This is a genomic window from Halobaculum sp. EA56, assembly GCF_051195075.1.
Classification (GTDB): Archaea; Halobacteriota; Halobacteria; order Halobacteriales; family Haloferacaceae; genus Halobaculum.
This window is the reverse complement of sequence record NZ_JBNTJX010000025.1, coordinates 1-23,997: the sequence shown is the minus strand read 5'-3', so window position 1 is coordinate 23,997 and position 23,997 is coordinate 1. Positions and strand designations below refer to the sequence as shown.

General features: G+C 57.5%; 16 protein-coding genes and 1 pseudogene. 5 read left to right on the top strand and 12 right to left on the bottom strand.

From position 1 onward, the window contains the following. Positions 1-242 precede the first annotated feature (242 nt). From ACQUQ1_RS20385 to ACQUQ1_RS20360, 6 genes and pseudogenes are all read right to left on the bottom strand, one after another. Positions 243-1,886 carry a hypothetical protein gene (locus tag ACQUQ1_RS20385; RefSeq protein WP_435066092.1) on the bottom strand — a complete coding sequence of 548 codons (1,644 nt, stop codon included), beginning with the start codon at positions 1,884-1,886 and terminating at the stop codon, positions 243-245. A gap of 381 nt (positions 1,887-2,267) precedes the next feature. Further along, positions 2,268-3,179 (bottom strand): hypothetical protein, encoded by a 912-nt coding sequence (locus ACQUQ1_RS20380; protein ID WP_435066091.1) that lies wholly within the window; start codon positions 3,177-3,179, stop codon positions 2,268-2,270. Between the two features lie 148 nt (positions 3,180-3,327). Further along, positions 3,328-5,205 (bottom strand): annotated as a pseudogene (locus ACQUQ1_RS20375) (VirB4 family type IV secretion system protein); the annotation flags it as partial. A gap of 1,061 nt (positions 5,206-6,266) precedes the next feature. Then, positions 6,267-7,322 (bottom strand): hypothetical protein, encoded by a 1,056-nt coding sequence (locus ACQUQ1_RS20370; RefSeq protein WP_435066090.1) that lies wholly within the window; start codon positions 7,320-7,322, stop codon positions 6,267-6,269. Positions 7,323-7,325: 3 nt separating this feature from the next. After that, positions 7,326-9,101, bottom strand: coding sequence for a hypothetical protein (locus tag ACQUQ1_RS20365; protein ID WP_435066089.1), 1,776 nt, complete (start codon positions 9,099-9,101; stop codon positions 7,326-7,328). Beyond that, the gene (locus tag ACQUQ1_RS20360; protein WP_435066088.1) at positions 9,101-9,439 is read right to left on the bottom strand and encodes a hypothetical protein; all 339 of its coding nucleotides are present in this window, start codon (positions 9,437-9,439) and stop codon (positions 9,101-9,103) included. The genes ACQUQ1_RS20365 and ACQUQ1_RS20360 overlap by 1 nt, the downstream gene beginning before the upstream one ends. A gap of 210 nt (positions 9,440-9,649) precedes the next feature. Between ACQUQ1_RS20360 and ACQUQ1_RS20355 the strand changes: the two genes are divergently transcribed. Both ACQUQ1_RS20355 and ACQUQ1_RS20350 read left to right on the top strand, forming a co-directional pair. Beyond that, a complete protein-coding gene (locus tag ACQUQ1_RS20355) occupies positions 9,650-10,546 on the top strand; it encodes a DUF6159 family protein (RefSeq protein WP_435066087.1) in 897 nt (298 codons plus the stop codon). Beyond that, positions 10,543-14,154 (top strand): ATP-binding protein, encoded by a 3,612-nt coding sequence (locus tag ACQUQ1_RS20350; RefSeq protein ID WP_435066086.1) that lies wholly within the window; start codon positions 10,543-10,545, stop codon positions 14,152-14,154. Before ACQUQ1_RS20355 ends, ACQUQ1_RS20350 begins: the two co-directional genes overlap by 4 nt. An 82-nt stretch (positions 14,155-14,236) precedes the next feature. Here the strand turns inward: ACQUQ1_RS20350 and ACQUQ1_RS20345 are convergent, their stop codons facing one another. Further along, positions 14,237-14,794 (bottom strand): hypothetical protein, encoded by a 558-nt coding sequence (locus tag ACQUQ1_RS20345; protein WP_435066085.1) that lies wholly within the window; start codon positions 14,792-14,794, stop codon positions 14,237-14,239. 495 nt (positions 14,795-15,289) lie between these two features. On the opposite strand from ACQUQ1_RS20345, the gene ACQUQ1_RS20340 reads away from it, so the two are divergent. From ACQUQ1_RS20340 to ACQUQ1_RS20330, 3 genes are all read left to right on the top strand, one after another. Further along, positions 15,290-15,721, top strand: coding sequence for a hypothetical protein (locus ACQUQ1_RS20340; protein WP_435066084.1), 432 nt, complete (start codon positions 15,290-15,292; stop codon positions 15,719-15,721). 483 nt (positions 15,722-16,204) lie between these two features. Then, positions 16,205-16,378 (top strand): hypothetical protein, encoded by a 174-nt coding sequence (locus ACQUQ1_RS20335; RefSeq protein WP_435066083.1) that lies wholly within the window; start codon positions 16,205-16,207, stop codon positions 16,376-16,378. A 71-nt stretch (positions 16,379-16,449) separates the two neighbouring features. Then, on the top strand, positions 16,450-18,282 hold the full coding sequence (locus ACQUQ1_RS20330) for a DUF262 domain-containing protein (RefSeq protein ID WP_435066082.1): 1,833 nt from the start codon (positions 16,450-16,452) through the stop codon (positions 18,280-18,282). A 511-nt stretch (positions 18,283-18,793) separates the two neighbouring features. On the opposite strand, the gene ACQUQ1_RS20325 is transcribed toward ACQUQ1_RS20330, so the two are convergent. The 5 genes from ACQUQ1_RS20325 to ACQUQ1_RS20305 form a co-directional block, all read right to left on the bottom strand. Then, positions 18,794-19,993: a phage NrS-1 polymerase family protein gene (locus ACQUQ1_RS20325; protein WP_435066081.1), complete on the bottom strand. Its 1,200-nt coding sequence runs from the start codon at positions 19,991-19,993 to the stop codon at positions 18,794-18,796. Between the two features lie 55 nt (positions 19,994-20,048). Beyond that, positions 20,049-20,981 (bottom strand): transcription initiation factor IIB, encoded by a 933-nt coding sequence (locus ACQUQ1_RS20320; protein ID WP_435066080.1) that lies wholly within the window; start codon positions 20,979-20,981, stop codon positions 20,049-20,051. A gap of 217 nt (positions 20,982-21,198) precedes the next feature. Next, the gene (locus ACQUQ1_RS20315) at positions 21,199-21,474 is read right to left on the bottom strand and encodes an SWIM zinc finger family protein (protein ID WP_435066079.1); all 276 of its coding nucleotides are present in this window, start codon (positions 21,472-21,474) and stop codon (positions 21,199-21,201) included. A 343-nt stretch (positions 21,475-21,817) separates the two neighbouring features. Next, on the bottom strand, positions 21,818-23,044 hold the full coding sequence (locus ACQUQ1_RS20310; RefSeq protein WP_435066078.1) for an RNA-guided endonuclease InsQ/TnpB family protein: 1,227 nt from the start codon (positions 23,042-23,044) through the stop codon (positions 21,818-21,820). Between the two features lie 70 nt (positions 23,045-23,114). After that, complete coding sequence (locus ACQUQ1_RS20305) at positions 23,115-23,948, bottom strand: endonuclease NucS domain-containing protein (protein WP_435066077.1); 834 nt, start codon at positions 23,946-23,948, stop codon at positions 23,115-23,117. Positions 23,949-23,997 lie beyond the last annotated feature (49 nt).

Below are 23,997 nucleotides of genomic sequence, written 5' to 3'. Positions count from 1 at the left end.
CTTCTCGACGGCGGCGTCGCGGAGCCGTTCGGCGACCGAGCGACCGTCGGCGCTCACGACCGGATCACGTCCATGTCGGGTCAACGGGAGCGCCGGGGTTAATTCCCTACGACAGTGGAGTGGCGGTATTAGAATGAACTATTTTCGACCCTGTTGAGAAACAATAAATACGATATTCTGGGATCGACTGATGAGTATAGTGAGCAAACGTCGTAGTATGTAGTGGTTCGCGTACTGCCTGTTCATTTGTTGTTCCGTCGGCACATATCGTCGGCGCGTACGGAGCGGTCGTCCGAGTCGGTCAGGGAATCAGCGTCGGCGGTTGAGTTTTCCGACACTTCGGAACGTGACAACACACGGATGCCAGCAAATCCTAAGATTCCGACCGTTATAACGACGAATATCCAGAATTCTGCATTCTCATATTCTGGAACGAATCTGTCGATTAGGACGAGGCCGATAACGAGGACTGCACCCATCGCGACCGGGGTTCGAGCATTCACCCCTTGGCGTGCCACGGCGAATCCGCAAACCAGGAGAGAAAACGCCCCACCGATGGAGATCACAGCCATCGCAAGGACAATCGATACTGCTCTCGGGCCGTCAGGGACGGTCATCATTACGATCGCAACTGCTCCCCATCCGGCGAGCGTGTCGATCGCCAGCGACCGAACATCGGTAGCCGCCGAAAGCGGCGAATCGATGCGACATCGGTAGAGGCCGTGCCCGAGCGTGATAATTCCAGCAAGCCACAGCCCGAAGTACCCTAGCAGCCACACCTCCGCGGCATCTTTGGTCTCGGGAGTTGCTCTCACAATGAATACAAACGTACAGAGCAACAATCCAGCGGGAATCATTCCCACCGGTGGTCTCCCGACAGCTGGTTCGTCTATCTTAGTGTTCGTATCGATCGATTGTGACGAAACCGTTCGGAGCCAACGGACGGTCGCCGGCAGGCGGCGGAACATTCGGAGCCAGTACCAGAGACCGTACAGAGAAAATGTAATGAACGTCAGAGCTACGGTCGCTGCCAGTCCCGTGATAATGACACCGTCGATCAACCCTGAGATCACTATCCGGGATCTGTATGTCCCCACAATTTGTGGAACCAGCACGAGCGAACTGAAAAAGAGCAGTGCAGGAAACGATATATTCAATAAAATGACGCCTATGAGGGCGAATCCTGGCACGTTTCGAAGATCTGGATGAAGCAGAACCTCGCTTGTACGTTCTTCAATATCGAGAAATCGGAGCAGCTCCCCCTGTGAGTCGTAAGTAGATACGTTTCGAACAAGTACGGGACCTAAAAGCGCTCCACCGAGAAGGAGCACCTCCAGTACTGGAAAAATGAAGCTAAGAATCACTGCGAGTCCGCCCAATAAGAAGCATGGCGCCACGAGTGTCAGCGTTGGTAGTGTCCGCCTCGTCACCATCGCGACCCACCGATCCACTTGAGAGTCGACCGATTTGAGTCGTTGCTCCAAGAGTGCCCACTCGTGGATGGCCTCAGATCGAGAATTCAATCCAAACAATACATCTGTGCGAATACTCGTTTCTCTCGGGTGCTCAATAATACTGGATTTGAGAAGGAACTGATCGACGAGAAGTGTTCCTAGTAAAAAGAGTGTCACTATCGGCCAAGGTTGACCAAGTGGAAATGCTAGGCCGAAGCCGACAGACAGCCCTGCGAGAACTACCCGCAGCCCTCGGTTAGTGGCTAGCTCGGAGTCAAGCACCTCGATTACCCAGTGCGTGACAACATACATCGCATAAAAGAGTAGACACAGCGACGCCACATCGGCGATGATGTGAAGTACGGTGACGAGTTCTGTTCCCAACGAAAACAGTGCCAGACTAGCAACACGCTGCCGCTCTCCAAACCGCATGTCCCCAACCCGCCGCACGCTAAGTCTGGTTACGAGCCAACGACGAAGGCGGCGGTCAGGCCGGGATGACATGTGTACAAGAACGACCGTATCACAGTACTACTCGCGAATTTCAATGCGAATCTCTGTAAGATATGACAAATTCACTTCGATCACTTCATGTGGTTTTTATGATCGTATACAGCCAATACTGAGAATATATAATATTTTGAACTTGTTTAGTGGTTTTTATTACGAATTAATTCGACTACTCCGGTTATATTGGTACTGAGTCGACAAACCGACTGCTATCCAAGTAGACTGAAAACAGATAGTCCTACGCAACAGCCACCTCATGAAATAGCGCGTCTTGTCGATAGACCTCAACAAGTCCGTCGGTTCTTACGTATATCCAGAGAAGTGGTCCACCGTTCCGGTTTCATCGAGGACCACGAGCGAATCCGTCGTCCGCACCTCCGGCTCATGATGCACGAGCCTGTCGAACCACACCGCTCGCTGTTCGCGTGCCCACGCCGCGAGTCGTTCAGGCTTCTCTGTGAACAGTGCTGTCGTGAGTCTATATCCTAGGTCGTCTGGATATGGGGTGACAGCGCGGAAGATTCCTTGCTCGTGGATACCGGAGTCGGCGAATATCTGACCTTCACCATCGGTCGTTGAAACGGTGAACCGATACCGTGGATCGAGCTCTTGAAGCGCTGCGTCGATCCGCGGATCCATCTCGTCTTTGGTCGATTCCGTACTCACATCGAGCCAAGATTCGATGTCTGCCCGGGCACGTGAGGGGACTTTCAACACGAAGCCGTCTCCGATCGCATGCCAGCTACTCGACCGGTCTATCAGTTCGTATCCATTATATGATCCCGACGGCCGTTCGCTCAAGACACTACTTCGATATCGTTCGAGGATCTCGTCCTTGCTGTAGTCTGTCTCGAATGCATACCCCCACCCGTCTCCGGAATTCCACATCACCTGCCGCTCAACGTCCTCCTCATTGATCCACCCACGTTCCCCCACGGAGCCGTTGAGTATCGAGGAGCTCATGCGTGGGCCGAGCCCCTTCTGCTTTCTGAGGGCACCTGCCGGACTGAGGAGGGAGAACGCGCTCGAACTCGAACCGTTGCTGTAGTAGTCGTCCGGGAGGAATTTGAGCAGATTCCACACACTCCCACCAGACTGGTCGGGGATGACGCTTTCTCCACTCTCTGGGTCGAGTCCTGAACACCCGGAGAGTCCTCCGAGAAGAGCGGTTCCTGTGAGCGTCAGTGCGTTCCGGCGCGTCAGTCGTCCTGACATGCTTCTTCTGGAGTCGATATAGTATTTAAATATTCGCTTGGAAAGAGAAAGAATATCGAAGAAGAGGTGGGATCTATCGTCGATTTACGCGCAGTCATCGGGGACGATTCTGTTGGAGTTCCCGATGAGACTGAAGTTATCCATCGGCGTCAGCGTCGATCACCCTCCGTTCGGCTTCGGTTGCCCGAACCTCGATTCCTCGCCACTCTCCGTCAACCTCGATAAGCGCCTCCGAATAGCCAGTCGTCTCGCTTCCGGGTTGAGCCGTCTGGACGAATCGTTTCTGTGCGTGGTTCATTCCGAACTCCTCTGCCCACTGGTCGTCCATCCCGTCCAGTCGGTGGAACTGTTTGATCGCACACTGGTCGATGATCGCTTCACCCTCGGGGCGTTCGAAGAACTCATCGACCGTCTGGGTTACAAGCCGGAGCGACAGGTCGTGGTGACGGTGATGGCGGATCACGGTTTCGAGATACCCGAGGTGTGCGGAGTTGCGCATGAGATATCTGGCCTCGTCGATGACGAACACGACCTCCTTACTGGATTCTTTCGCGCGCTCGTACGCGAGCGAGATGAGGAGTTGCATCGTCAACGCGCCACTGCCGCCTTGTGATCCCTCCTGTTGACCGAGGTCGAGATACACGACACTCGACTCTCCAAGATCGAATTCGGATTCCCTGCCGAGGTTTTCATATCGTCCATCCTCGCTGAACGGACGGAGTTGTGAGAGTAACCATCCTGCATCAGCTTCGACGTGACCTGTTTCGATCGTCGAACGAACGGTGTATTCATCCGGGCTGTCGACGATATCAGCGAGTACGTCGAGTAGGTCGGTGATCGTGGGACTTTCTCTCCCGTGCGTTCCGAGATCCCCGGTGATTCCAGACCGCTCGTACGTCTCTAAGACCGCGAGTTCGAGGGTCGGGCGACGGTCTCCGAGTTCGATATCACGGAGCGCGAAGAAGTTCGTAAAGAAGCTGAGGACGTCGTCCACCTTCTCTGCGAACGGACTCGCATCCGGCCCCATCGCGTCGGTTACTGCACTGGGTGTCTCGCGGATCTCCAATGGATTCAGGCCTCGCTTTCCGCCGATCGTAATCTGCTCCGCATCGAGTGCGTCGGCGACCCCTGCCCAGTTGTTGAGGGGTTCGAGGATGATCCCGATCCGATCGTCACAACGTTGGATCGACCGGAGGAACTGCTGTTTCGCCCCGAACGATTTCCCAGACCCAGTATCGCCCACCGTGAACGTCGCATAGCCGTTATCGCGGGCGAACGGATCGATCACGAGCGGACTCCCGTTCTCACGGTTTACCCCGACCTCGACCCCGCCCGGCTCCAACAACGTCGATTCGTGGGGCGATGCCAGTAGTGCGCCGACGGCTCCTCCAAGAGCTGAAACTGTCCGATCCAATTCGTTCCGGCCGAACGGTGCCGCCGAACGGAGTGCGAGGTCCTGCCGGCAGATCACTGGCTTCGGAACGAGGTTTGCGGGTGCATCGCGAAGGGCTCGTTGAACCTCGGATCGTGCACGTTCGAGCTCTTCCTCCGAATCTGCGCGGACGACAAGGGTGATCGACTGCTCGAAGACACGAGCACCGTCTTCGACCGCCGTATACGCGGCCGTCGCGTCCGACGCGAGTTTCCCGAGATGGGCACCTCGACTCGTTCGCTCGAGTTCGGTGTCGACACGCAAATCGTCGGCCGTTTCACGCAGGTCGCGTTTCGCCCGCTCCTGTGCTGTCGGCTCGAATCGGGCCGAGAGATCGAAGGAGACGTCCGCTCGGTCGAACAGTGCACTCAGGTACCCGTCTTTGGGGTAATCAGGATACCCGGTGATCGAGAGCGCGCTCACCCACATTTCGTCGACCCGCGCGGAGCGCGTCTGCCATTCGACACCGTCGGGTGCCAGAACCCGACGTTGATCGGTGAACTCGTCGTCAGTCCTCTCGGTAGCTGGTGGTTCGATGGTTCCCGACGATGACTGATCGCTGTTCTCTGCGGAACACTGTTGTTCGTGATCGTCGGGGTTGCCCCGCGGGTAGTTTTCCAGCGGCGTATTGTTTTGTACAAGCGTTGCCCGATCGACTCCGTCGTGCGTTCCGTTCCAGTATTCGAATTCGAGGAAGAGCAATTCCTCCGTGTCGAGTCGTCGTTCGGACCATCCATCGATGGCGTCGACGAGTTCGTGTCGGACGAGTCGGATACGCTCATCGAGCAGGCGGAGTTGTGCGTTGCGGAGTTCCTCATCCGAGCGGCCGTCCCGACGCGAAAGCAACGGTGTGATACAGATCCCGAGCAACGGAATCCGCGCGAGCTTTTCCACCGGTGTTCGCTCGCGGTCATATCTGTCGAGCGCGTCGAGTTCGCTCACTTCGACGCCGAGATAGTACCGGACATCACGTGCACCACGGCTATCGATCTCGGCCGGTCGGGAGTCAATATATGATTCGATGAGTTCGGTGAGACGTTCGTTCTCGCTCACGTCTGGGTCCGACAGTCGCTGAGTGAGGTCGTTAACGAGCCGCTCTGTCGGGAACGCGCGGGTGGTCGCATACATTGTCAGGGGAAACGTTAGATCATCGTTCACGAACGCTGTCGCGGCCGATTGGACGTTCGCCCAGTCGTCACTCATCGCGAAGTCCATGTTCCCCGGCTTGAGTTCCAGATACGCCCGTACGGTCCCGTCCGATCGTTGAACGGCGGCAGCATCCGGATAGGCGCGCGTCACGCTCGTGAGCTCAGCCGTATCTTCCTCCAGTACGAATGGATGCGAGCGCCCCGGTGTCGTACGCCCACGAGGCCCCTGCACTGTGACGGGCTGTCGGCGGACGTACCGAAGGACCGCCTGTAGCCACGATCGCGCGTTTTGATGGCTCGGGGTCACATACGTGACGAGCGCACCGAGGACAACACCGAGGAGGAGTCCCGGAATAACCAACGCGTCCGCGACGATACTGAAACCGAGCGCCGTCACGATGGGCGTTCCAACCAGCACACCGATGTCGCCCTCTCGAATTCCGGGAAGCGGTCCAGATCGGTAACTGGTGCTCTGGATAACTCGGCGTGCTGCGTCCCGTACGTCGCTCATTTGGGTGCCTCCACTGGATCGTTCTCCGTTCTTCGGTAGGAGGAGTCCGACGAGCGTGCGCCGTTCCCGATGACGCGGTCGAACACGGCGTGACCCGCCGCCGCCTTCGGTCCGAACCGTGCGGCAGTGAGCCCGACCGCCGGACTCGCGACTGCGGCAGCAGTCCCCGCCGCACCGACGATCGCTGCTCCCTTGATCGCCGTTCCAGCAGCTCGTGTGGCAACCGGATTCGAGTACCTGAACACCTGCCATGTCACGATGACGAGGACGACCGGAAGCGAGACGACGAGGAGCATGCGAGGGAACGGATTGTCCATCCCGAACGCACCCGTCGTGACGATCAGCTCGTAGCCGCGGAGGACGAGCGCGGCCGGAACCGGCGCGAGTACGAGCGGAACGAACCGGAGTAGGAAGCCGGATGCAACCTCCGAGACGAGCGGAATGCCCCCGTATGCGATAGCGATGCCGATAGGCATCGCGTAGACTGCAATCGGAAGCAGGATCCTCCGGACGATGAACATCGCCTGGAGAAGCCACATCGCGGCACCGCCTACCGCAGCGAGACTGAATCCGAGAAGGGGATTCGCGACGGTCACTCCCAGATGAAGCACGAGCGCGTCGAGGAACGTGTCGAGCCGTGGGAGTAACGCGAGTGTGACCCCGTCGATGAGATGCAGCGCCGTCGCGGCCACCCAGTACCACGTGACGACGAGCGCAGCACCGATCCATGCCGACCGCCGAGTTCGAGAGACGGACGAACTCGATGTGAATCCAGCAGCAGCTACTGCGTGTCGCGCCTGGACACACACGATGAGTAGCAGCAGCGCGAACAGGGTTACCTCACCGACGATGAGCGCGTCGTGGATCGACGCCCACGGCTCGTTCGTCGGCCTCCCCAGCACGAACACGCCGTTCGTCACTGGAGTCGGTGTCCCAAATAACGACGCACTGAGCGCATCATATCCGGTTTCCAGTCCGCTCCGGAATCCACCGGTCAGCCAGTCGAGGACCCGCGTGAACGCAGTGGTGATAAGTTCGATCAGCCCCGACACGAGTCACCACCTCCGAGAATCCCGAGCCGGTGAGTTCGTCCACCGCCACACGAGGACTGCTACCGAGGCTGGGATCACGAGCGGTCCGAGCTCATCAGCGATTCTCCCCAGCGCATCCGGATCGTGGAGCGGATGCCACCGGACGGTGTCAGTACTCGGTGCGAACTGCTGGACCGAGGTATCAGACGGCGGATGATACGTCGCCGTATACGATCCTGGGTCGGGTACCCAGATCCGACCGCTTCCGGTCGAATCGAGCGGAACTCGATGCCCGGCAACGTCCACGTATCCCATGTCATCGAGGGGAAGATAGGACGCAACCGTGTCTCCGCTCCACGCGTCGCGAACAGTAACCTCGATCGTCGCCCCACCCTTCGGCTCGTTCACCACCTCTGCGTGGGTGGTCGTCGGTCGGATCTCGCGAACCGATTCCGTCGAGGGCCGTTCGAGAGGCTCGGCGACGCCACGAACGATACCGTGGATCCGCAGTGTCGATTCGGGCTGCGTGCGGAACCGGATATCGTCGGTGGACCAGTACGGATCAGTCCGATGATCGACGTGAACGTTCGTGCCGAGGGTAGTCGGCGGCGTGACTGTCGTGCCCTCGGAGTACTCCACCGAATGGCTGTTCGGGGGATTCGATCCCGGGTCGATGACTGACGCGAACGCGTGAACGTTCACCGGCGCGAGTTCGGACTCGACTGTGCGTGTTCCTGAGCGACTCCGTCGTTCGAGTCGCTCCCATCTCCGGTCTCCGGCCGTGTAGAACCTCCAGCGTGTCCGGATGACCCCTTCGTCGGTTACGAGCGCACGCCACGGTTCATCGGTCGCGAGCCGAACGCGAAGGTCTTCGTTCGGATATCGGACCGCCGATATCTCCGGATCCGGATCGGAAACGACGACGTCGATCTCATCCCTGACGGTGATCCGTTCGGTTTTAGCCCTCGTGGTATGCTCGACGATGACTCGACAGGTGGTGGTCGGGTCCTCGGCTTCGCTAGTCGAATTCGGAGGCGCTCGGATCCGAGGAGCGGTCCCGACGGGATGATCGGCCGGAACGTCCGGACCCCGTTCGGTCGGCGTACGACAGACGGTTCGTTTCGTTCGTTCTGAAACTCGCACTCGGATCGCAATCGTTGCCGAAACGGTGAGAACGGGCGTCTCGGAGAGCTCATCGAACTCCCAGACCGGTGTATGGGTTGCTCCACCGCTGCCTATCACGCGGTCATTAGCGTGAAGACGGGTTTCGACGATCCGGTGATCGGCGAGCGTCCACGTTCGGGTGGTGTTCCCTTCGGTCGTCCGGTCGGGCATGTCGACTCGATAGTCAACGAACGCTCGAACGGACCCCTCGGGTGCGACGTACAGCGGGGTATCAGTCTCCGCCCGGTGAACCCGGGTCGACGGGTACACTCCGTACAGCGTGATGTGTGCGTCTTCGAGGTATCGCCCGGATTCGACCGCGGCGTGTTCCGGTAGTACCGCTGTCTCCGGGTCACGACCGTCGAGATGCTCGAAGGCTGCCGTACTCCACCGAGCGGCCGTGTCCGGTGGAGCACGGTACGTGATATCCACGGTAGCGGTCAGGTGCTCGTACGGCGATGTCCCTTGGTACGTGCCTTTGTCCGGGTCATCAGACCGCAGTGCGGCAGATTCGTTATCGGTGAGCGTCGTTTCGTGATGGGGATGACCCGGTTCGTCTGCATACGCCGACATGCCCAGCCCGTTCGCCACGAGGAGGGCGAGCGAAACCGCGACGGGAAGCGAGAGGACGTGCATTACCACGGCACCAGGTCGATACACTCCGCCAGCGGGAGCCCCATCGTCGGTCCCGCGATCGAGTACACCGGGCCGAGTGCGAAGATAACCACGAGCGAGCGAAACGCGTCACGCTTGCGGTAGCGGAGTTCCTTCTTCTGCTCGGGACTCAGCGTGAGCATCTCCAACAGGGAACTTCCCTGCCAGACGACGATGACGCCGATGAACCCGAACGCCGTCGTTAACTCGAAGAACCCCTCGATCGCTTTCGGGAGTTTCTCGGTACTACAGATCGCATTGCTGGACTCGGCCGCGAGCGCCGGATCGACCGCGACGACGAGGACGGTCAGGAGCGCCACGAACAACGAACGGCGAAGCCGAGGCACGGCTCGCAGCAGTCTCGAAGAGCTATTCCGGTCTTCCGTGGGGTGTGCGTTCTGCATGGTATCACGCCCGTTTGGGTGTCGGGCGCTACGCCGCCGTGGTCCCGTTTCCGTATTTGAACTCTCGGGAGGGGCCTCGTCCTCGCCGGGCATACGTTCATATACGAATCCGGGAGCACCCGGGGTATGCTATCACAGCATACTGCCAGTCGCGGGATATCCTGCGTACGACATGCGGTCGGACTCGTGAGAAGGCATCCGGCGTTGCTCTGGTTTCCGATCCTCGGTCTCGGTGGGATCGGTATCACGTTCGTCGCGGGACTCCGTTTCGTGTACGAGCTCCTCGGACTCGTCTGGTGGGCACGAGGGACTGGACTCGTTCGGCTCGTCGAAGTTGCGGCGATCGGAGGGTGGTACATCTGCGCCGCCGGCACGCTCACCGCGATGAACGCGGCCTTGATCCACGAAACGACGGAAGCGCTCGACGGTAACTCGCCTTCTGTGCGCGCTGGATTCGAAGCTGTCTGGGCCAACCGTCGAGCACTTTCGCTTGTCGCGGTCGTGACGGGCCTCTTCTGGCTTCTCGATCAGCTACTTCGGCGCCACGGATCCCTTCCGGGGAGAATCGCGTCGGTACTGGCAAACATCGCTTGGGGCGCGGTATCGTTCTTTTTGATACCGGTCGCACTGGATACTCGTTCGTCCGGGGTATCCATCTTCTCCGAGAGCGTCGAGACGTTCCGCTCGGTATGGGGGGAGGCGCTCACAGCGTCGTTCGGCCTCGGGTTCGTGGCCCTGATCGGCCTCGCCCCTACCGGTCCGTTGTACCTCCTCGCGACCTCTGTCCTCGGTGGTTTCGCGGGTCAATTTACGACCGTGCTTCTGGCTCTGTACCTCGCTGGACTCTCCGTGCTTGGGGTTACGACGATCGGGGTCACCCGGGCCGCGCTGTACCGGTATGCGACTACCGGTGAGTTGGCTTGGTTCGATTCGACGACGATCGCCGAGATGGCGATCACCGAGACGAACGCGACCTCCGAGGCGTCCGCTTCACCCGGACAGTACGATCGAACGGGACAATGACTGTCGAGACCACGACATCGTCTGAGTCGACCCGTTCGCTCGTTCGGATTCGCTTGGGTTCTGAACCGACCGCTCCGGAGTCCGTTACTGCGGCCGTTCGTCGGATCCATCGGCATCTCTCCGAACAGGACGGGAACTCGACGCTTGAGTGGTTGCTCTGGACCACCGGTGAGAGCGAGCGTGTCGAATACGGACTTCGATGTGCGTCGTCAAACGCCGACGCGATAACCCGGATGGTTCGCGATATCTTCCCGAACACGTACTCGTTCGACTCGGAGCGTGCTCCGCCGGAAGAACTGTATCGGACACTCGGCGTGCGACAGGATGAGACGAGTCAATCGAAGGAGGATATTCACGACTCGCCGCATTCAGGCGTGCTCGGGGTGAAGATCGAAGGGAACCCCGATCGTCGCCGTGATTGGCAAACCTCGCTTACTCCGTTCGAGGAGTTCCGAGCCGATGAGAGTGCCCGACTTCCGTTGAACAGCGTCGTCGAGACGCTCGCAGCGTCTCCGGTTCCGGTCGTGTTTCAGGTCGTACTCGGTCCGCTCCCTGACTGGAGCGCCGAAGCCGAATCACGCCGACTCGATCTCGAACTCGGGGAGGATACGCTCGCGCAGACTGCGCTGTCGTATCTTCGTGGACGTACTCGAGCTCGGCGTGAGGACAGTCCCCGGAGGGGCGAGGGTGGCGAGGGTGAGCTAGCGACCACGTCTCACGAATATCAGCACCTCGGAGAATCCGTTCGTCGACGTCTCGATCACCTCGCACAGATCGACTCGGCTGCCTGTTTCGACGCGTCCGTGCGTGCAGTTGCACTACTCGAGGACGGAGGCAAGACCGAACGGGCGCGTGCGCTCGAAACCTGTGAAGAACTCTCCGCGTCTCTCTCGCCGCTGCGTGGTCCGTACTACGATGTACTTGGAGTAACGCTCACTGACGATCGTACCCGCGCGCTCAGCCGGGCTATCCGCGAGGGGAGGCCGACGTCGAGACGGATACGAGATCGACTGTCCCAGCCCTATCGACTCGTCGTCGATCCACGTGAAACGTCGGCGTTGTGTCTGCTCGACGGTGCTTCCGTCACTGATACTGCAAAGCGAGCGTTGGCCATACGGCCAGCCGAGCAGACTCCGCGTGCGGCACCTCCGTCGGGTCAACTCGAACCGTATCGCGAAGGTGGGATGTTACTCGGAACTCCCCTCGATCAAGACGATATCGGAACCGCCGACCCGATCGCGCTTCCACCATCGCTTCAACCGTTACACGTCGGATGGGTCGGGAAGACCGGCTCCGGAAAATCGACCGCCTTGGTAAACGCGATTCTCGCGAACCACGACGCCACCGACGGCGCCGACATTCTCATCGACCCGAAGGGCGATGGAATGCCTCGGGAGTACCTCCGAGCCCATTACGCCACGTACGGGACTCTGGAAAACGTCTACTACTTCGATTGCAGTGAGACGCTCCCCGCGGTACCGTTCTTCGATATTCGTCCTGAACTCCAGGAGGGACTCGACCGCGGGCAACTCGTACAGAACCTCGTCGACCACTACATCGAACTGCTCGTCGCGATCATGGGCCGTGAGCGATTCGATCAGGCGATCCGGTCTCCGGATATCATTCGGTATCTCGTGAAGGCTCAGTTCGACCCAGTCCACGGGTTTGACGCGTTCTCACATCGGATGCTACAGTACACCGCTCGACAGCTCCACGAGACCCGTGATCCCCCGCCGGTTTCGGATCCGGACCTCGAATCGAAACTCGGCGGAATTGCGGCCAACAGCAAGCGATCGTTCGACGAGCTCATGCAGGGTGTCGCGAACCGGATCGAGAAAGCTACCCGCGATGACCGACTCAACCGGCTGTTCAATCACGTCCCCGAGCGGGAGTGTGATTCGAATCTCGATGGAACAGCGGACGACCCGGTGTTCGACTTCATCGATGTACTTGATCGAGACTGTGTCGTCATCTTCGATACGGGCGGGCTTCGCTCCGAAAGCCAACGTGTGCTCACACTCGTACTCCTCTCGAATTTGTGGACAGCACTTCGTCGTCGTGCCCACAGACGAACCGAGGCGGGGCTCGATGGGGCCGGACCGCTGGTCAACCTCTACCTCGAAGAGGCGGCGACCGTCGCGACCTCGGGCCTCATGTCCGATCTACTGGCACAATCGCGTGGGTTCGGCCTCTCCGTTACGCTCGCCATGCAGTTCCCCGCGCAGTTGCGAGACGCGGATCCCCGGGCGTACGCCGAGCTCCTCAACAACGTCTCCACACTCGTAACGGGGAACATCTCGGTCGACCGCGATCTCGCAGAACGGCTCGCGACCGACGAGATGGATGCCGAAGATGTGGGCGCTCGGTTACGTGCGCTTCGACGTGGACAGTGGCTCGTGAATCTCCCTGCACCGTTCGGGCGGTCGGAACCTCGTCCGTTCCTCGTCGAATCCGCACCGCTCCCAGCGGGCCACCCCGATGGTGTAGAACCGCTATCGAGGGACGTCGAGACTACGTTCGAGCACCTCTTAGCGGCCTGCGCGGAGCGAACGACGTTGGAACTCGGACTCCGGACGGCGATTGATTCCACGGTGTCGGGTGAGACGCGCAAAGAGACAACGGTCCCTGGTGATGACGACACCGGCGCTCGACTTGACTCCGCGCTTCCGTTTACGAAGCGACTTCCCGATTACGTCGACTATGACGAAGCAGCACACGCGCTCTCGTGTGCACACTGCGAGACCCGGTACGACCCGACGATCGAAGGGATGCGAACCGCGCTCGCCTGTTGTGGTGCAATAGAACGAGTCGACCGTGATGACGTACCGGTCTGTGACCTTCGCGTTACGCTCTCGCGAGCGGAACGCGAGGCGACGGGATACTCTGATCGGCAACTGCTGTTCCTCCAGGCGGTGTATCAAGCACACCAGCGGACGTTCGATCCAGGCCTGGAGTACGACCTCCTCCGAGACAGCATGCTTCGACTGCAGGAGTATACGGGAGTCGAGCCCGATGCGGTTCAAGAACTCCTCGATGATGGACTCCTCAGTCATGACGGGACACACCCCCACAAACTGTACACTGTCACTCCGGAGGGGCGTTCAGTGATCCAAGTCGCGCACAAGGAGGGAGTCGCCTACGGTGATGGCCAGGGCGACCTCAGCGAGTCGAGTCTGCACGTGCTGATGGTCGAAATCGGCCGTCGGTACATCGAGCAGGCCTACGTCGAGGACCCTGCATCTCCGGTCGTCGACGCGGTCTCCTATCACGAGGTAGACGGAACCCGACTCGATGCGGCCGGACTCGATGCGACCGGTACGGTCGTGATCGCGCTCGAAGCTGAGCGGTCCAACCACGACACGCGTGAGGGGGTTCCGGCGGATTATGATAAGATGGCCCTCCTGAATCCTGAGGAGGCGATTTGGATCGTTCCGAATCGCGAAACCGGTCACGAGGTTCTACACGCGCTGAACGATCCGCTCTCGGGCCCAGCACGGGTTGAGACGACCTATAGTGAGACGGTTCCTCCACAGCGATTCGAACTAAACTCGCCGGGATGTACGGCGATCTGGACTGTGAGTGTTGCTGAAAAGAGACTTAAGAACTAATGTAGAAAATACAGTTGTTCGACCAGTCTGTTGGTTTTGAGCGAACGACAGGCGAATCAGGGGTTCGAACGATTCGCCTACGTTACTCACTTTGTCTTATCTGAGGCCAATACGGTGCGATGGCATCTTCCTTTGTCTTCGAGCGCGTCTTTTTCCCCTCCAATACCAACTGCTCGTGTGAGTCTATGAGATTTGTTAGCACATACAAGATTTTCTCAGCGATGATTTCTGGTTGTTCACCGCCATCGGCATATTCTACTACTATCGTCCCTGTTGTGACCGCGATATAGCAGGTTTCAACGTCCTGAATGTCCTCGATTTCTTCTTCGAGTGTGTCCTGTCCGATCCACGCGATTCCAGTATCCAGGATGGCCGTTTGTGGTGGATCGCCTTTTGCAAAGTGCTCAAACTCCAGTTTGGAGGCTTCGGTGGGTTTAAATGTAATTCGTGAACGACTTCCATTGATTTCTATCTCGAAGCTGCCTCGCTGTTCGGTATGGTATCGATCTAAAGACTCCTTTGCGAGGTTGACTACAGTCGACAGTGCCTCTTGGAAACTATTAGCAGCGAACCCAGTGCGTTCCTCGTGAATTGTTTCGACTGCTTCTTTTTGTGACTGAGGGATTTTCGGCCGTGCCATGTACCCAGTAAGTACGAGTAACGTACAAAAGAATATTACGTTAATATATTGATCAGTCGCATTCTTCTAGTTCAGTGGACGCGGCTATACGACCACTACGCTCTGAATAATGCTTACTGTGAACTCTTATCAAAAACTACCAAAACTTGCAGACTCTATGCTTGGTAATACATCTTGACAATAACTATTTCGGTAAGAGAGGTTCCGAACTGATACTGGTTACCAACTGAGTCTTGATAAGAAACGCTGCTGGCGCGGAAACGATAGGAGGGTGAAGACTTACCTGAAATGTATCCAACTCGGCTCTGTTGAAATCCTCTACCGCTGATAGTTTGTTTAAGTCGTGCTGAATACAGAGCGCGAGTCGGTCACCAGTTCGGCACACGATTCCACCGGTTCGAATTGCTAAGTACAGAGCAGTTATCTATCGTTCTGGATAAAGCCACTTTTTGAGTCTTGGGAAGACCCTTATCCATACCTTTCTGGATTCAAGATATGAACCGACGTACCTTCCTTGCGACGGTTGGAGCAAGTACGAGCATCACGGCAGTCTCAGGGTGTACACAACTCTCAAAGGCGCTTCCCGGATGCGACGACATGGATAGCACGACTGTTGACCGTAAGCCGGTGTCACTCTCCGATGAGCAGGTATCGAATATCCTCCCACTCATGTATACTGAACTTCAAGCAGAACAGCAGCAAATAATTGATGAAGCCAGCGGTGACGGGAGGTACAAGGCCTGCCCGCCAATTCCCGACTCGGCTGAGACCTTCATTGACCTCGCAAAGGAGCGTATTGACCGACAATGGGAAGAATTCAGTGGAAACCCGGAGAACCGCCCAGACTATCTCCGAACTGCATACCTTAACCAAGATTCAGAGTATTTTGAACTCCAAATCACTATCGAAGATATGGTTATTTCCTAACTTAGCTGATGGGTACGCAGGTTTACTGGCTAATCTGCCTCCCTGGGAAGTATCCGCTTCTTGGCGCAGTCTCGGTCATCTGCTCGATACAGAATGTAAATCGGACAGTCCAGTGAAAAGTCGTATATGTTCTGATATCTGAAGGTCCTTTATGTAGCCACCTCCCGGAGGATGGGAGATGCTTTTCGTCTTGCTTGTGGCGTTGGTTGTTATCGTCTCTTGGGCAGCGTTGGCCGTATATCGGCTTGCGAAGAACGACTGGGTAATCGATCTGAAACGGTGGAATCTTCTGAGGCAATTTCGCGAAGGGAAGCGAGACGAGGATGAGGCAGACGATCAATAAGCACGTACACTGAGCAGTTGATCCAGCAGTGAATAGCTGAAACAAACTGAGTCGTCGTGCTGCACTCACCCTCTGTATTCAGCAACCAGCTCCTGTCATCTGTTGAGGATTTCAACAGAGCCTCCAAATCCGAAATCCGAGTGACCGGTGCACCGGGATTCATCGAGACGGTCGCAGGATTACTGAAACCGTTTCAGGGCTTCGAGAACGACAAGACGAGATTGGAACTCAACATCCAGCGTACAAAAGACCGAGACACGGGCGAACTGACGGACAATTATGCGCTGTACATTTCAGTCGCCAAGAGAGGGTGACGATTTGAGTAGGAATCACACTTCCGTGTTTGGGGTGACAAATAAGTCCTCTCGCTACCCAGAACGGTAGCATGGCAAATCAGTCGATGAGCATCATCGACGCCGTTGACGACCTCAATGAGAATATCTTTCTCCCGGCAATTCAGCGCGAGTTCGTGTGGGATTCGGATCAAATTATTCGTCTTTTTGATTCCATCATGCGGGAGTATCCGATTGGGTCATTTCTTGTGTGGAAGCTAAAGGGTAAGCCGGCAGAAGATCAGATCAAGTACCGGTTTGTTCGTCACTATATCGAAGATAGCGTCTATCCTGATGAACCCGAGTTTGAGCAGCTGGACCACCACAATCCCAAGGTCCCGAGACACGAGGAGTCGGCCCTCCCGGACACACAAAGACTCATTCTCGACGGCCAACAGCGTCTGACTGCGTTCTTCATCGGTCTCCAGGGGTCGTACACGGAGAAGCGCAAGTTTGCCCAATACAAGAATCCGAACGCCTGGACACAGCGCAAGCTCTACTTGAACCTATTCTCGGATCCAGAACAGGAATTAGAGGATGAACTCGGGCTTCGGTACGATTTCGCTTTCAAAGAGGATCCACCAGAACCGACCGAGAACACGTTTTGGTTCCCCGTGAGTGATATTCTCCAGGCTGAGACCGCGGTTGACGCGATGCAACTGACGGAGGATCTCGATATGGGACGGTTCCCGAAGGACAAGCGCTTTGACGCCCAACAGAACCTCCATACGCTGTTCGCTGCACTGAACGACGATACACGTATCCAGTACCACGAGGAAACGACAGAGAATCAGGAGCGCGTGCTCGATATCTTCATTCGGACGAACGAAGGTGGTACACCGCTCAGCAAGTCGGAAATTCTCCTGTCGATGGCCACCGCACGATGGACCGAAGATGACGGTGATGTGGAGGTTCTCAACGCTCGTGAAGAGATTACAAGCTTCGTCGACCGCCTCAACACTCAGTATGAGGACAAGGGGTTCACCTTCAGTATCGACTTTGTGCTGAAAGCACTACTTGTGCTCTCTGACCGGCCTGCCGAGTACCGAATATCGAATTTCTCGAACGAGAACCTCGGTGCGATGAAGCGGGAGTGGTTGGAGAGTAGCTTCAAGGATGATCTCCTTTCAGCGCTTGAACTCATCGTGGAGTTCGGCCTTGATAGCCAGAGCCTCACGAGTTCGAACGCTCTCATTCCAATTGCGTACTACATCCATGACCAAGACCCAGACCTCTCGTGGGAATCGAAGGAAGGCAACGAGACACGACGGCGAATTCACTACTGGCTCACGTCGGCATTATTGAATGGGACGTTCAACTCTCGGCCTGATGAAGTTCTGCAGGATGCCCGGGCCGCAATTAAGGAGTCCGATGGTGAGTTCCCCCTAGATGAAATTCACCACCAGATGCGAGGACGGGGCAAGGTTGTCGGCTTTAGTCCCGATGTGGTCGAATCACTGCTGGAGGAGACTACCTATCGCTCCCAGAAGTCGTTCCTGCTTCTCTCTTTGCTCTACTACCCGGAGCCTGTGAAGCAGAATGTCACCTATCAGCGGGATCATATCTTCCCGAAGAGTATGCTCGAGGTTGATACACTCGTCGACGACTACGGGCTGAGCATGGAGCAGGCCCAGCGTTGCAAAAATCTGCGAGATAAGGTCGCCAATCTGCAGCTATTGACTCCCAAGGAGAACGCTGAAAAGAGCGACATGGACTTTGAGGAGTGGATCACGACGCGGACCGACGACTACTACGAGCGCCACCTGATTCCGTCTGATGGGCGTCTATATCGTGTTGAGAACTTCCCTGAGTTCGTGGAGCGTCGTGAGCAGCTCGTCAGAGAAGACGTTTCGGAGAAGTTCGGAAGTTTCGGTGAGCCAACTTGACGAATACGAATTAGTCCGATCTATCGAATAAATCTCCGAACTCTTCGGAAAACTCTACTCACCACAAAGTTCGCTTCTTCCTCCGGCGTCATATCTTCGTCATCGTATCGTGTGCGGAAAATTCCGGATAACGAAGCTCGTGGGTGAACGTTCGGCCCTGCTCCCACTCGAACAACCTCTCTTCGAATACTCTACTCCGACTACTGGTCGCGGGAGTGTATATCGTCTCCCGACTCTAGGACCGACCTGCTCTCCCTCGATGAGTTCGGAGCGTGAGATACCTGGGACGAGTCAATACACATCCTCCTACCGATCATCGATTACGTTCCAGACCTCCTCGGGAAACGCATCAAAATAGAACGGAGGAGTACCTGGACACGGCGGTGGACAACTCGATGGAGGCATTCGTTGAGGTGGTGATCGGATTAGTCAAGAATATTCACGAAAGGATGGAGCAACGACAGTCCCTGTCTTGACCGGCCACTTCCACCCAATGTACAAATTTGGAGAACTATGATGACTCTCGGAGTTTGAACAGCGCGAGAAAATGATCCCAGACCGAACGGTTGCTATGGGCATCATCTGGAGATACATTACTCGTTGATAGTGCATCCCGTTCGGCTCGCACCTGCTGAAGTTCGGATTTGAGGCGTGTGTTCTCGGCCGCGAGTTCCGTGACCCTGCCCTCGAGTTCCGTGATGACTGAGAGGTGCTGACTACGTTCCGTACACTCTTCTCGCGATTCCTCGACCGGCGCTTCACCCGACGGTGGGGAGTACGTTTCAGTCGTACCGGCGACCGCCCGTTCGATCGTCTTCTCACCGTACGTGCTCCCATCGGCGAAGTGGCGTTCGTCCCACTTGTCTCGATACAGGCCCGAGGAGCGAAACAGACGGTCGATCCGTGCCTCCTCACATCCCGTCCAGAACGCGAGCAACGCGCACAGCGCCATATCCGCCTCTGATTGGCTGTCGTACCCCGAGGTATCGCCACGCCAGAGACGCGAGAACTTCTTCCCGTTCTTGGCCGACCGCGCCCGTTTGAGAAGCTCTTCATCGTCATATATGACCTCGGTAGGTCCGTCATCCGCGTTTTCGCCGCTTTCGTACGGCCCGTCGTCGTTTGCATCCTCCGAACGTTCCTCTACAGCGACGTATTCGGCGTGAACTGACGCGAGTTCGTCGATCCGGGCTTCCGCCGTCCTCGGAGTTCCGTCGACTCGTTCACCGGTCATGGTGAAGAACCGGGCTGCATCGTACATCTCGACGTGACCCCGACGGCTCCGTCCGTCGGGAAGGCGACCCCGAACGATGACATGGACGCCGGTTCCTGACGGACTTACCTCGGTATACGAGTCGAGCGTTTCCACGATCGCCTCCGCTCGATCGTCGAGTTCTCCCGTCTCAGGGTCGCGACAGTCGTCCAGATCGATGCCGACGAAAGGATCGTCCTCGGTGAACACGAATCCGACTCCGTCGACCGACTCGAATTCGGAACGTGCTTGGGCAGCGTCAAGATCTCCCCACGTCTCGGGGTCATCCACCGCGGCGAACCGTCCGTCGTCCGGATTTAACGGCACCTTCGTCTTGTTCTCCCCTCGAGTTTGTGTCCGCCATCCGACCCATTGCTCACAGGTTACGAGTTCGGGTGGAAACGGTGGCTCCGATCGGTGCGTTTCCTTACTCTCTCCCGACTCGGTAGATTCGTCCATCGAATACGCTGGCCGCGCTATGGTATTTGAATCTCCGCGGGTAGCGGTTACCCGCCTATTGGACGACACTGCGAAGCTCGTCGATCCGTTCGTTCAACGTGATAGTAGAGATATCAGCCACCTCTGCTACCGCCCGTTTCGTCGGATCCTCTCCACAGTCCTCCAATGCGACGTAGATGCACGCCGCTGCGACGCCTGAGGATTTCCGGTTGATCGTGAGACCCGCTTCTTCCAACCGCTGGAGGTGGTGAACCGCGCGCACTCGGATAGCATCCGAAAGGCCATACTCGGAGGCGATCCGAGGAAGCACCTCCTCCGGTCGTCGTGGTGGGACAGCGAGATCGAATTCGCGTTTCAGAACACGGAACCGATCTCTGATCTGGTCGGCGCTGAAGTGGGTAACCGACGCGATCTCGGCGAGTGAACAAGCATATCCGCTCGTCCGACACGCCGCATAGACACTCGCGGCTGCCATCGCTTCGGTCGACCGACCTCTGATCAGATCCGCATCCTGTGCCTCCCGGTAGAGTTGTGAGGCAGTCGTCCGGACGACCTGCCCGAGTTCGAGGACTGCCGTGAGTCGGCGGATCTCGCCCAAAGCGCTCGCGAGGTAGCGGTTCGCCTTCGATTCGAACCGCCCTCGTCCGTGTTCACGACGGAGACGGCTGAGTTGACGGCGTTTCCGATGCGAGAGTGAGTTACCACGGGCATCCGTCCCGCGGCCGATCTCCGTCGACAGTCCGTAGTCGTGTCGTGTGACCGTCCGTGGTGCGCCCACCTGCTCACGCACCCGTTCGCTTCCGTCGTACGACCGCGGCGTCGCTCCGTGGTCGAACCGGTACTCGTCGATGATCAGTCCACAGTCCTCGCAGGTGGTTTCACCGCCTTCAGTCCGGAGTTCACCCTCGCATTCCGGACAGCGAGTCTCCGCACGCAGTTGGCCTCCTTGTTCATCGTCATACCTGTCGTCGAAACGCTCGATATCCATCTGGGATTCACGCGAGGCACCTCTGCGCCCCGCACCCGTCAGGGGCCGAAAAACAGTACTCTCGGAACGATTTACTCCGGAATCGTGCGACGACCAGCGTCCACACAGTGCCAGCACGGGAACCCATCGAGCCCATCACAGACACAGTCTCCTTCGGGTCCCACGGGTTCGGACTCTCGTGTCGCGGATCTCGGTTCGAATGTGTCGATTGTGTCCGCTAGGCTGACGCAGCCGCGAGAATCGGCCTTCGGATCGCGACCGCAACGCGGTGCTTGCACGCCTCGGGACGATTTGTGTCTGCCGGGCAGGTACATGCCGTCGGGAATCCCCCTTCGACGCGGACCGTGTACTCGTGGTTTTCTGGATCTGCGTAGCTCTCATTTCGAACGCGAGTCCCCTCTGGACACAGGGTAAACTCGAAGCATTCGTACTGTGCGCGCTTGATGACCCGCGTCGTCGGATCCAGCGCTCGAAGTGCGGTTGCTGAATTCATGATGCCACGCGACGCCCGAAACGGACGCCCCGCACCCGTCAGGGGCTGATAGAACGCCCTGTACAGACTACGACTGATCTACCAACTCCGCTGGTCCTGTCGGCCCAGATCTATGCTTTTTGTGAATACCAGTCGACTCTCGGTTATTCTTCCAATTCGACTTGCGAGCCCGAGCTAGGTTCGCGGTCTTCCGCAGTGACACTACTCCTCCGAAGCTTCGATAATAGCTGATCCCCGAACGCGGGGTGGCACCAGAATTTGTACCCATTGAGGGGTTCTTCCTTATCCCGGTCGACGAGTTGGAACAGCAGTTCCTTGCTCAACCCGGTGAATCGCCTCGGGGTCAAGCCCCAAGGCTTCCTGCTTCGATGACGCGCTTTGCAGACACCGAATGGGTGTCCGTAGGGAGCGCAGTCTCCACAGGCGTATCTTCGGGCCATCCCAGCCCTAGATCAGAAAGACCGCGTTTGAGGACGTTCAGCGCCGCGTTTGCGTCACGGTCACACTCGAAGCCACAACTCGGACAAGAGTGTTCCCTGACCCAGATTGGTTTTCCCGTTTCCACACCACACGACGCGCACTCTTTCGTCGTTCCTCGAGCTTTGACCTGCTTGACGTGACAACCGTACAGGTCGGACTTGTATTCGAGTAAGGTGATGAATTGTCGCCACGCCGCATCTTGCTTGTTCCGAGCGTTGTGCGACTGCTCTAGCATCCCCTTCACGTCCAGATCTTCGACGAATACGGCGTCGTACTCGCGGACGAGCCACGTCGTTATCTTGTGCTGGTAGTCCAGCACCTTCCGAGAGATATGGCGCCTGACCGTCGCCACTTCTCGGCGTTGTTTCTCGTAGTTGTTCGACCCTTTTTCTTTGCGAGACAACTTGCGTTGTTCCCGGCGGAGTCGTTCGTACTCGTATTCGAGGTCGAGCCAATCCACGGTCGTACCGTCCGAGGTGTGGATGTAGTTCTGGGTGCCGAGGTCAACACCGACGCTATTGCTCGCGTCAAGCGAGCCAATGTTGGGTTTCTCGGGCAGGTCAGCGTCGTCGGTTTCGAGGCCGAAAGAAACAAACCAGTTGCCGGTCGTCTCTTTCTTTACTGTGACTTCTTTGATGTCCGCTTCGCCTGGAATTTCGCGGTGGTAGCGGATTTTGATGTCTCCGATTTTAGAGAGCCAGAGGGTCGCGCGTCGGCCACTCGTGTTTTTGAGTTCGAAGCCAGACTGCGAGTACGTCATACTCTGGAACTCTCTCGGAGACTTCCACTTGAGTTTCCCGACCTTACGACCGTTCTCTTTCTGGTCTTTGAGGTTCGAGAGGTTATCGTAGAACCGTGTGACGGTTCGTTGCAGAGTCTTCGAATTGACCTCTGAGAAGACAGGGAACTCGTCTTTCCAGTCGGGGAGTCGGTAGTGGTGTTTGTACGCGGAGCCGATGTTGTCGGCGTCAACGTGTTCGTACTCGTACAGAGTGTAGTTGTACGCTTGGCGATGAATGTCGATGTGACGTTCCAGTTCAGCCGCTACCTGTTGTGTCGGGTATGCGGGGTAGCGGTGACTGTACTCCATCGCTGTCCTTTGATTGGCGATGTGTTCACTTAATGGCTTATGTCAGGAGTTGTCGGCTTCAACCCCGAGGTCAAGCCCCGGGGCATTCGCCTGGACCGCCTGTAAACGAGTAGAGTTCGTCGTCGTAGTTCCAGCGGACGTTGTCGCTTTGCCCCGTTTCGCCGGTGACGGTCGCCCACCAGAAGTCGTCATCCTCGGACCAGTCGCGATCTACCTCTGAAGGAACGCTGTCCGGATCGAAATACACCTGATCGCCCGGAGTCAATACACCTCGATCGAGGAGCACCTCGATAGTGGTCAGCCACCGTGACGAGTCCCGTTGCTTCTCCTGTTTCTCACGACGCTTCGTCATGTACTCCTCGGCTTCGGCAACCGGTATGACCTGCCGACTGTCGAGAAGGATCCCCCCGTCGTGCTCATAGGCGGTGATCCGCGTACAGGTGATGTCCATTCCGAACTCTTCGATCAGCCACATGACCGGAGAGGTGATCTCCATCCCGAAACTCCCCGCAGCGAGAATGATTCGGGGCTGTTGGTCGAGATCGAACTCGGCCCATCCGTCGGCCGTAATCATGGTCTCTTGTTCTGTGTCCGTGAGGAATTCCTCGAATGTGTTCCCCACCTCCTCCGGAGTTCGGTCGTCCCCCTCCCGTCGGTTCCAAAACTCTCTGTAATCCTTCTGAATCTCCTCGGCAGTCAACGTCGCACAATAGCTGGCATACTTGATCGCCTGGAGATCCGTCGTCCGGTCGGCTCGATCGCGTTTGAGCTCGACGACGACGAGTTTTCCGGACGGGTCTATCGCCAAGACATCCAACCGATCCCGTGTCTCTCGGAAATTCGCATATTCCGATTTGACATCCTCCCCGCGCTGAAGCGCGAGGATTCCTTCGTGGGACAGCACGCCGTTCGTGCGTCCCCGAAGGCACCCTGACCGAGACCATCGGGGTCTC

Coding starts and splice junctions, on each gene's coding strand:
- ACQUQ1_RS20385 (WP_435066092.1), bottom strand. CDS start 1,886: ATGCGGTTTGGAGAGCGGCAGCGTGTTGCTAGTCTGGCACTGTTTTCG.
- ACQUQ1_RS20380 (WP_435066091.1), bottom strand. CDS start 3,179: ATGTCAGGACGACTGACGCGCCGGAACGCACTGACGCTCACAGGAACC.
- ACQUQ1_RS20365 (WP_435066089.1), bottom strand. CDS start 9,101: ATGCACGTCCTCTCGCTTCCCGTCGCGGTTTCGCTCGCCCTCCTCGTG.
- ACQUQ1_RS20355 (WP_435066087.1), top strand. CDS start 9,650: ATGCTATCACAGCATACTGCCAGTCGCGGGATATCCTGCGTACGACAT.
- ACQUQ1_RS20350 (WP_435066086.1), top strand. CDS start 10,543: ATGACTGTCGAGACCACGACATCGTCTGAGTCGACCCGTTCGCTCGTT.
- ACQUQ1_RS20345 (WP_435066085.1), bottom strand. CDS start 14,794: ATGGCACGGCCGAAAATCCCTCAGTCACAAAAAGAAGCAGTCGAAACA.
- ACQUQ1_RS20340 (WP_435066084.1), top strand. CDS start 15,290: ATGAACCGACGTACCTTCCTTGCGACGGTTGGAGCAAGTACGAGCATC.
- ACQUQ1_RS20330 (WP_435066082.1), top strand. CDS start 16,450: ATGGCAAATCAGTCGATGAGCATCATCGACGCCGTTGACGACCTCAAT.
- ACQUQ1_RS20325 (WP_435066081.1), bottom strand. CDS start 19,993: ATGGACGAATCTACCGAGTCGGGAGAGAGTAAGGAAACGCACCGATCG.
- ACQUQ1_RS20320 (WP_435066080.1), bottom strand. CDS start 20,981: ATGGATATCGAGCGTTTCGACGACAGGTATGACGATGAACAAGGAGGC.
- ACQUQ1_RS20315 (WP_435066079.1), bottom strand. CDS start 21,474: ATGAATTCAGCAACCGCACTTCGAGCGCTGGATCCGACGACGCGGGTC.
- ACQUQ1_RS20310 (WP_435066078.1), bottom strand. CDS start 23,044: ATGGAGTACAGTCACCGCTACCCCGCATACCCGACACAACAGGTAGCG.